The 8,026-nt window shown below is 57.9% G+C and carries 9 protein-coding genes; 1 reads left to right on the top strand and 8 read right to left on the bottom strand.

What is annotated here, in order from left to right; genetic code table 11:
* Positions 1-381: 381 nt before the first annotated feature.
* From dtd to Q7U76_07530, 6 genes are all read right to left on the bottom strand, one after another.
* Complete coding sequence (dtd, locus tag Q7U76_07505; GenBank protein MDO8356219.1) at positions 382-831, bottom strand: D-aminoacyl-tRNA deacylase; 450 nt, start codon at positions 829-831, stop codon at positions 382-384.
* 3 nt (positions 832-834) lie between these two features.
* Complete coding sequence (locus tag Q7U76_07510) at positions 835-1,317, bottom strand: methylated-DNA--[protein]-cysteine S-methyltransferase (protein MDO8356220.1); 483 nt, start codon at positions 1,315-1,317, stop codon at positions 835-837.
* A gap of 94 nt (positions 1,318-1,411) precedes the next feature.
* Complete coding sequence (gene murJ / locus Q7U76_07515) at positions 1,412-3,061, bottom strand: murein biosynthesis integral membrane protein MurJ (GenBank protein MDO8356221.1); 1,650 nt, start codon at positions 3,059-3,061, stop codon at positions 1,412-1,414.
* Between the two features lie 49 nt (positions 3,062-3,110).
* Positions 3,111-3,758, bottom strand: coding sequence for a TPM domain-containing protein (locus Q7U76_07520; GenBank protein MDO8356222.1), 648 nt, complete (start codon positions 3,756-3,758; stop codon positions 3,111-3,113).
* Positions 3,759-4,613, bottom strand: a complete 855-nt coding sequence (locus tag Q7U76_07525; protein MDO8356223.1) for a TPM domain-containing protein — start codon at positions 4,611-4,613, stop codon at positions 3,759-3,761.
* A gap of 28 nt (positions 4,614-4,641) precedes the next feature.
* Positions 4,642-5,244: a LemA family protein gene (locus Q7U76_07530; GenBank protein ID MDO8356224.1), complete on the bottom strand. Its 603-nt coding sequence runs from the start codon at positions 5,242-5,244 to the stop codon at positions 4,642-4,644.
* A gap of 101 nt (positions 5,245-5,345) precedes the next feature.
* Here Q7U76_07530 and Q7U76_07535 point away from each other — a divergent pair, with 101 nt between their 5' ends.
* A complete protein-coding gene (locus Q7U76_07535; protein MDO8356225.1) occupies positions 5,346-5,651 on the top strand; it encodes a hypothetical protein in 306 nt (101 codons plus the stop codon).
* 189 nt (positions 5,652-5,840) lie between these two features.
* Here the strand turns inward: Q7U76_07535 and Q7U76_07540 are convergent, their stop codons facing one another.
* Both Q7U76_07540 and Q7U76_07545 read right to left on the bottom strand, forming a co-directional pair.
* Entirely contained in the window at positions 5,841-6,317 is a 477-nt protein-coding gene (locus Q7U76_07540) for a PilZ domain-containing protein (protein MDO8356226.1), read from the bottom strand.
* Positions 6,318-6,499: 182 nt separating this feature from the next.
* Positions 6,500-7,789 (bottom strand): NAD(P)/FAD-dependent oxidoreductase, encoded by a 1,290-nt coding sequence (locus Q7U76_07545; protein MDO8356227.1) that lies wholly within the window; start codon positions 7,787-7,789, stop codon positions 6,500-6,502.
* Positions 7,790-8,026: the final 237 nt, after the last annotated feature.

An 8,026-nucleotide genomic window follows, 5' to 3' on the forward strand; every position in this document is an offset into this window, starting at 1 on the left:
CCACCCGAGATGTTCCGTGAAACTCTTCTCGGTCAGGGCGCCGAAGAACTGCCGGAGCGGATGCCGTGGCGGAACTTGCGTTCTCATATCCACCTCTCACACATTCCGAAGACTCGTGAGTTCAGTATAGCAGATGTTCTCAAACGCGCCGATGTCGGCCCATGGTTCTTCTATCGGTCTTCACACAACAAACTTGAACCAGGACCAGAATGAGCTGAACCGGCAGGCTGCTCAAAAAGACCGTCCAGCAAGGCCGCAGCCGATGGAAGCACCGGAGGCGTAGCCCCTGGCTACGTTGAGGATGCGTTCGAGGCGACCTGCCTGCGCGAAGCGCTTGGGCGAGGGCAGGGAACGAAGTTGGCGGTCTTTTTCAACAGCCTGCTAGCTCGCGTTCCGGCTATCCAGAACAAACGTGACCGGTCCATCGTTCAACAACTCGACCTGCATATGCGCAGCAAAGACGCCTGTTTCCACCGGAATCCCTTGCGCTGTTAATTCGGCTGCCACTGCCTCATAGAAACGCTTTGCTTCGTCAGGCGGAGCCGCTTCGTCAAAGCTGGGACGACGGCCATTCGTCGTCCTGCCAAGGAGCGTGAATTGGGAGACCAGCAAGACCGATCCACCAATGTCCGTCAACGAGCGATTCATCTTTCCCTGTGCATCGGAAAAGATCCGGAGGGTGCGAATCTTCTCGACGAGGTATCGTCCATCCGTCTCCTCATCCCCCTGTGCGACGCCCAGCAAGACCAGCAGGCCGGCATTGATCCGTCCCACCACCAGACCGTCAACCTCAACCGATGCCCACGCCACCCGCTGAATCACAGCCTTCATAGGTTATCGTTCCGGCCGAAGCTGCGCGATCGTGCCCTCTAGAGTGAGCAGTTTTCGTTTCAAGGGCAACCCTGCTGAAAATCCGCCGATCGACCTATCATGTGCTACGATCCGATGGCAGGGAATCACCATCGGCATCGGATTCGCCCCCACGGCATTACCGACGGCACGGGCATAGTGGTTGCCTCCCACGCGCATAGCGACCCATTGATAGGATCGCAGCCTGCCATAGGAGATACTCAGCAGCGTTCGCCAGACCTTTTGCTGAAAGCTCGTCCCTCCCGAGAGGTCGAGCGGTAGATCGAAAGATTGACGGGCCCCGTCGAGATAGTCGATCAATTGCGCCCGGGCTTCTCGCAATCGTGAAGAGGCCAGGCCCTCCAGTAGCTCCACAGAATCCGCTGGCAGCTCGGACAACAGGGCCTGGCGCGACGCCTGTGGCATCACCACTGCGTCGATTCCTTTTGACGTTTCAGAAATTCCCATCCAACCCCATGGCGTCTGAAACACAAAAACGACAGACGCCAGGCGTGGGGCACGAGGCACGAGGTGAGGGGGAGAATTACTGTATGTGCTGGATCTAACTTCGCTCGTCTTGCCGTTTATGGCTCTCATAGCCTTTAGCCTTTAGCCTGAGTTTTCGTTTTACCATCCCCCACACGAACACAAGCTCTTCCGAACGCAGCATGGCATGGACGCCCAGATAGCCGCTTACGCTCAAGCCAATTGTCATCGTCAGCATGATCGACTTCTCAAGCCAATCACCGGGATGCGTCCATAACTGAGCTGCCGCGACCCAGCCGCAAATCACAACCAACGGCACGGACGCGACCAGCACGCGGAGCGACGATCGTCCCACCGAACCCCACTCGATGCCGCCTAACCGGCGGTGCAGCACCGCGACTAAGATCCCTCCATTCACCATCGCCGCCAAAGCTGTGGCCAAGGCCAGACCAGCCGCACCAAGCGACGACATGAGTAGAAGTGAGAACAGGAGATTGGCCGCGACAGCGATGGCCGCTGAGATGGCCGGCGTGCGCGTGTCTTGCAACGAATAGAAGGCCGACACAATGATACGGACGCCTCCGAAGGCCCAGAGACCGACGGAATAACAGAGCACCGCGAGCGCGGTCTCAGCCGTATCCTGCGCTGTGAAGGACCCATGCTCGAAAAACAGATGGACGATCGGTTGCCGCAGGAGGATCAACCCCAGCATCGCCGGAAGAATGATGAACAGGATCATGCGCAGGCCAAATCCCAACGTCACACGCAATTCCCCCAACGCACCGCGCGCGGCCTGCGCAGAGAGGGTCGGCAGGATGGCTGTGGCCAATGCCACACCAAAAATTCCGAGCGGAAACTGAATCAACCGCATGCCGTAGAAGAGATAGGTCGGCCCGCCTGCAAAGAAAGAGGCGAGGATCGTGCTCACGGTAATGTTGATTTGTGTCACCGATAGACCGAGTAGCGATGGGATCATCAACGTCCCGATCCGCCGTAAACCTGGATGCCCCCACTCCCATCGAAGTCCGAACAATAAACCTCGCAGCTTCAGGCTGGGAAGCTGCATGGCAAATTGTGCCGCCCCTCCTGCGACCACCCCGATGGCCACGCCGACAATCGGCTCCGACAAGTATGGCGAGACAAACAACGCACAGCCGATCATGAAGATGTTTAGAAAGAGCGGCGAGAAGGCCGGAGCCGCGAAAGCTCGCACGGAGTTAAGAATCCCCATCGCCAATGCCGCCAGGCTGATAAACAACAGATAGGGAAACATGACGCGGGTGAGCAGCGTCGTCAGTGCAACCTTTTCAGGGTTCGCATCAAATCCAGGCGCAAGAAGTTGCACGAGCCACGGCGCGGCAAGAATACCCATGACGGTGACCAGGGTCACGATCGTCAACAGCGTGGTAAATACGGCGCTAGCCAGCGCCCAGGCTTCCTGCTTGGTGCGCAGAGTCCGATATTCCGTAAAGACAGGAATGAAGGCCGAGGACATCGATCCTTCGGCAAAGAGTTCGCGCAGCAAACTGGGTATCCGAAAGGCGACGTAGAACGCGTCCGCGGCAGGCGTGGCACCGAAGAGGCGGGCCAAGACCATGTCGCGGACGAAACCGAGAATCCGGCTGGAGAAAGTACCAATGCCGATCACCCCGGCCGCTTTCACGACGGAATGATTTTCATCCTGCGATGCTGGTGGAGAACCGGGTGACGTGGCAGGTTCGGACATAGGCTTGGATTCTAGCGGAACCTCGCCAGGCAGTCTATCAAGGCAACGATTATGACTCTTGAATCAATGTGTCGGGTAATTCGTTCGGATTGTCGCCTGAACCAGCAGGACTAACTTGTCCAAGGAGGATTCCACATTTCGCAATCGCCTCACAGATGGCGTCGGTCGCTTGTCCTGTTCGAATGCCATCGGTAATGCCACTGACCAATCCGTCCCATGTACCGGGAGGGACGCGATCGTTGAGGCCTTTATCCGCCAAGACGTGCACACGACGCTCCAGCAACGAAATGAGGATGAGGATGCCTGTACGGCCTTTCGTGTTGTGCAACCCGTGCTTGTAGAAGGCCTGCTCGGCACGGAGGGCCACTTTATGGGCCATTCGCTCGCGTGAGGTGACAAAACGGATAACCACCGAAGCCCTGCCAAGCCATTGCCCGAATCCATAGGCCACCACGACTGACAACAAAAGCCAGCCGGCGTTGCCGGCATGCCAGCCCCACGGCAGCCAATACATCTCGATCGTCAGGAGGAGGGTCAGCACGAGCAGGGCGAGCATAAGTCCCGTTCGATGGCTAGCCTCACGATATAGAGCCGAGGCCGGGACGATCATCGGCACAATCTCGCCCTTCGTGCCCGACTCGGCTTCTTGAACCGCTTGTCTGATCCGTTCACGCTCTATATCCGTGAATGACGTCATCTACCAATCTCCCGAAGCGCCGCCGCCGCCAAAGTCACCGCCCCCGCCGCCGAATCCACCGCCTGGTCCTGGGATGAAACCCTCTCCCCATCCTCCACCCCGCCCTCCTCCGCGATTCGCTTGCAGGATGAGCCACAACAAGAAGGCCGTCACCCCGGCTGCCAGGAGCCCCAACCCCACCGTGGCAGACTGCGCCACGAGAAAGGCAAGCAGGCTCCCGAGTAACGCACGAGTGCGTTGAAGCCCATGGCTCAACACGATACCGGCCAAGGTCCCAACCACGACTCCGATGATCACATACTCAACGGCCGTTGGATCCTGGCCGGAGCGGGTGCGGCCGGCCATCACCTCTTCAGCCTTGTAGGTGCCTTCGATCGTACCGAGGATAGCCTGGACTCCCGCAGCAACGCCGCCCGGCAGATCCCCGCTTCGAAACCGTGGCACGATCTCCTGGCGAATGATGTGGGCGGACCTCAGGTCGGTCAAGGTGCCTTCGAGGCCGTAGCCCACTTCGATGCGAACTTTACGCTCGCGCAGGGCAACGAGCAGCAACAGGCCGTTCGCCGTCCCCTTCTGACCGAGCTTCCACGTGGTCCCGACGCGATGAGAGAAGGATTCGAGCGGCTCGCCTTCGAGAGACGGCAAAATCAGCACGGCAACTTGATTGCTAGTCTTCGTCTCGTGGGCTGCGAGGTCGCGGCTGAGCGAGGCGGCCATATCGGCCGGCAGCGCATGGGCAAGATCCACAACCCGGCCCGTGAGGGCCGGTACCTCCAGCGCCCAGGCCGAGGAGGCCATGAGCAATATCCCTAAAAAGACAATGAGCCGCGCCAGCCCTCGCCAGACACGGCTCATGCGCAGTATATCCATCGCCAGCCTGGGTTCAGTTAAATTTGACCTCTGGCGGCTTGGCCACAGCCTTTTCATCCGCCACGGTAAAGTTCGGCTTCTCTTCGAGATGGAGAAGGAACTTGGCCGTCAGGTTCGTGGGGAAATAACGGACGCCTTTGTTGTACTCCGCGACTTTCTCGATGTAACGTTTGCGCGCGACGGCAATACGATTCTCCGTCCCTTCGAGCTGGCTCTGGAGATCGCGAAAGTTCTGGTCGGCTTTCAGATTGGGATAATTTTCAGCAATGGCGATGAGGCGGCCCAACGCCGACGTAAGACCGGCCTGCGATTTTTGGAACTGTTCGAAGGCAACCGGATCTTTCAACGTTTCAGGCGTCACCTGAATTCCCGTGGCTTGTGCACGCGCCTGCACGACCCCCTCAAGGGTATCCTTCTCATGCGCGGCATAACCTTTCACGGTGGCGACCAGGTTCGGGATCAGATCGGCTCGCCGCTGATACTGATTGACCACTTCGCTCCAGGCGGCTTTGGTATCTTCATCCAACCCCTGGAGATCGTTGTAGCCGCATCCTGAGAGGCCTAGAAGCAGAACCGAAATGATGAAGGTAGCGAATACCGAGATACGACTGCCCATGGTGCTCCTCCTTTGACATGCGCGCACGCCGGTCTATAGCGCCGGATATCGATCATGCTATCATGCGGATCATCTGTATGATACGGAGGCGAGACCGTCCGATGTCGCTTGAACCCTCTTCACATTTACCCGGCGGATTTCAGATCACGCACCGCACTCTCGGCATCTATCAGGGGAGCGCGATCGAGCTGGCCTTCTGGTACCCCTCATCCGGGATGCCGGAACATGGGCTCTGTCGGTTCGCCACGAAAGAGAAGGCCGAATCGTATCGCGCATACCTCTGTTCCCCTGCCTGCCCGGAACCGCTCGATGAGAAGGATCTCACCATCGAACCCTACGACCTCGCTGCGCATGAGGAGCTGATCAACGATCATCCGCTTCATTCTGCCTGGGAAACTCCAACCTAACAGGATGCTGAAAAAGTCTGCCAGCAGCGTTCTCGCATCGCTCAGACCCTCAACGTACCCTCCGGGTACGCCTCGGCCCTTCACTCGCTGCGGCCTTGCTGGACAGCCATTTTGAGCATCCTGCACATCGCGGCAAACTCTATTCTATTTCTATTGACGATGAGATGGGGATAAAGATTCGCAGCCCGTTCAGGCGGCGGCATCTACTTGACTGGAGGATTTTCCTGACTGATCCTGCGTCTGAGCCTGGACAAAGGCCAGCAGACGCTTGTCCTCTTGGGCAGCTCGAAGAAACTTGAAGGCGATACCGCGAGGGCTCACAGAACGGACCATCGCAGCCACTTCAAGAGGAAGATCACCTTCGCTCAACGACAATTGCAGATAGAAGATGTCGTCCGTATGGACCAGGGTCTCGCTCTTGATGATACAGCCGCCCATCGAGAGATCGAGCACCGTTCCCTCACCACGAACCTTGCCCCCGGAAAACGAGAGATAGAGCCGCACGGGAATCCTGAGGTGTTCGCGGCGGTCCATCGGATGTGTGGGATGATCCAACCAAAGCCGAGATGCGAGAAACCGGTGACTACACGACGGGCATTTGAATGGCGCCACGAAAAGAAACGACGCGAGATGCTCACGGGGCGATTGCGGGAGAGACCGTAACATACCGTCCTTCTGACAACGCGGACAGTTCAGGATGCGGCCCATATCATCGATCCTCGTTGTTCCTTTGACACAGACTTGGCGAAAGACCGAGCCTTGTCTTGTCCACGGATAGATGATCTCCCCCTCGCTGTCAAGAAAACCTACGTTCCGTGCGAACATGTCGTTATGACGACGGAACCTGTTTACCCGCGAACCGCTCCATCATTACGCCCAGTGGCAGATGCCGCTCGGCCCGCGAGTAATCCCGTCGCCCAGGCCCATTGAAAGTTAAACCCGCCGATCCGTCCGTCGCAATCGAGGATTTCTCCAACCAGATAGAGGCCCGGAACCAGCTTCGACTCCATCGTGCGAAAATTAATTTCCTCCAGTAGAACACCACCCGCCGTAACCTCCGCATAGTTCCAGCCCCGATCCTGTAGCACTGGCAGCGGAAACTTTACGAGCCCTACCAATAGACGATCTCGGTCCTTCCTCGGAAGTTGACCGATGGCTGTCTGCCCATTGATTCCCAGATATCGGCAGAGGGACTCGGCGAATCGCTCCGTGGCCAGATGTGCCAGAGTGTTGATCAGCGAGCGACGAGGGGATCCCGCTGCTTGCTCCATGAACCATTGGCGGGCGGATTCTTGAGTCAGGGTCGGCAGGAAATTCACGGATAACTCAACCGGCTCGTTTTTTTCCCTGGCGCTTATCCAAAACCGGCTGGCATCCATCACGATTGGGCCACTGACCCCGAAGTGGGTCCAGAGCAAACTGCCGGTTCTTCGGTCTGCGACGTGGCCACTCACCGTCGTGGTCAATTCCACCTCCTGTGAGATGCCTGAGAGATCCTTATGAAATAGGGTCTCGTCCAGCACTAAGGGGGCTAGGGCCGGAGTGGTTGTACTGACCCGATGTCCCAGTCGACGGGCCAGCTCATAACCGAACCCGTCGCTCCCTGTTTTCGGAAGTGAGCGTCCACCTGTAGCCAGGATGACCTTCTTTGCCTGCAAGGTTCCGTAGGTATGGTGAATGACGAAACCAGATTCTGAGCCGGTCAGACGGGAGACGTCTGTCACTCGATGGTCTGGACGGATGACCACGCCGAGCTCGTGACAACGAGTAAGGAGTGCGGTCAAAACCGTTCTCGCCTTGTCGGTTACCGGAAAGAGCTTGCCGGTTTCTTCGCATTTGAGCTCGACCCCCAGCGAGGCAAACCAGTCGATCGTGGCCTGGACCGGAAAGGCAGCGAGCACATTCTTGATGATGTGACGATTACCGAAGAAGTCGGTGGCAGTCACGACATCATGCGTGACATTGCAGCGCCCACCTCCGGAGACAAGGATCTTCGCTCCGACAGTCTTGGCCCCATCGAGCAGGACAACCTGCAGTGGGAATCCTGTCCGCGCCGCCTCTTCCCCTGCGAAGATACCAGCAGCCAAGCCCGCAGCCCCGGCTCCGACAATACACAGATCAACTGTTGAATGTTCCATGGATTAGGCGCCTGGGCTATGTTTCGATCAGATTACCAACTACCAACCATCGAGAGAGTATCACGGTGGGCAGCCTGGTCGTCCTCCTGCTCGCGGAACGCGCACGATCGGAATGTGCTCGTTCGACGCGCGCAATCGAGGATCAACCAGGCTGTCCTTGACAAGAAAGTATGGAATTGGAAAGAGGCGCGCAGTGGGAGACCATCTAACCTGCCTTCATGGGAGAAGAGAGAAAAG

The organism is Nitrospirota bacterium (genome assembly GCA_030645475.1).
GTDB lineage: Bacteria > Nitrospirota > Nitrospiria > Nitrospirales > Nitrospiraceae > Palsa-1315.

What these genes read in the sequence shown, in the direction of transcription:
- Q7U76_07530 (MDO8356224.1), bottom strand. Translation starts at nt 5,244, where the DNA reads ATGGGCAGTCGTATCTCGGTATTCGCTACCTTCATCATTTCGGTTCTG.
- Q7U76_07545 (MDO8356227.1), bottom strand. Translation starts at nt 7,789, where the DNA reads ATGGAACATTCAACAGTTGATCTGTGTATTGTCGGAGCCGGGGCTGCG.
- Q7U76_07510 (MDO8356220.1), bottom strand. Translation starts at nt 1,317, where the DNA reads ATGGGAATTTCTGAAACGTCAAAAGGAATCGACGCAGTGGTGATGCCA.
- Q7U76_07535 (MDO8356225.1), top strand. Translation starts at nt 5,346, where the DNA reads ATGTCGCTTGAACCCTCTTCACATTTACCCGGCGGATTTCAGATCACG.
- Q7U76_07525 (MDO8356223.1), bottom strand. Translation starts at nt 4,613, where the DNA reads ATGAGCCGTGTCTGGCGAGGGCTGGCGCGGCTCATTGTCTTTTTAGGG.
- Q7U76_07540 (MDO8356226.1), bottom strand. Translation starts at nt 6,317, where the DNA reads ATGTTACGGTCTCTCCCGCAATCGCCCCGTGAGCATCTCGCGTCGTTT.
- dtd (MDO8356219.1), bottom strand. Translation starts at nt 831, where the DNA reads ATGAAGGCTGTGATTCAGCGGGTGGCGTGGGCATCGGTTGAGGTTGAC.
- murJ (MDO8356221.1), bottom strand. Translation starts at nt 3,061, where the DNA reads ATGTCCGAACCTGCCACGTCACCCGGTTCTCCACCAGCATCGCAGGAT.
- Q7U76_07520 (MDO8356222.1), bottom strand. Translation starts at nt 3,758, where the DNA reads ATGACGTCATTCACGGATATAGAGCGTGAACGGATCAGACAAGCGGTT.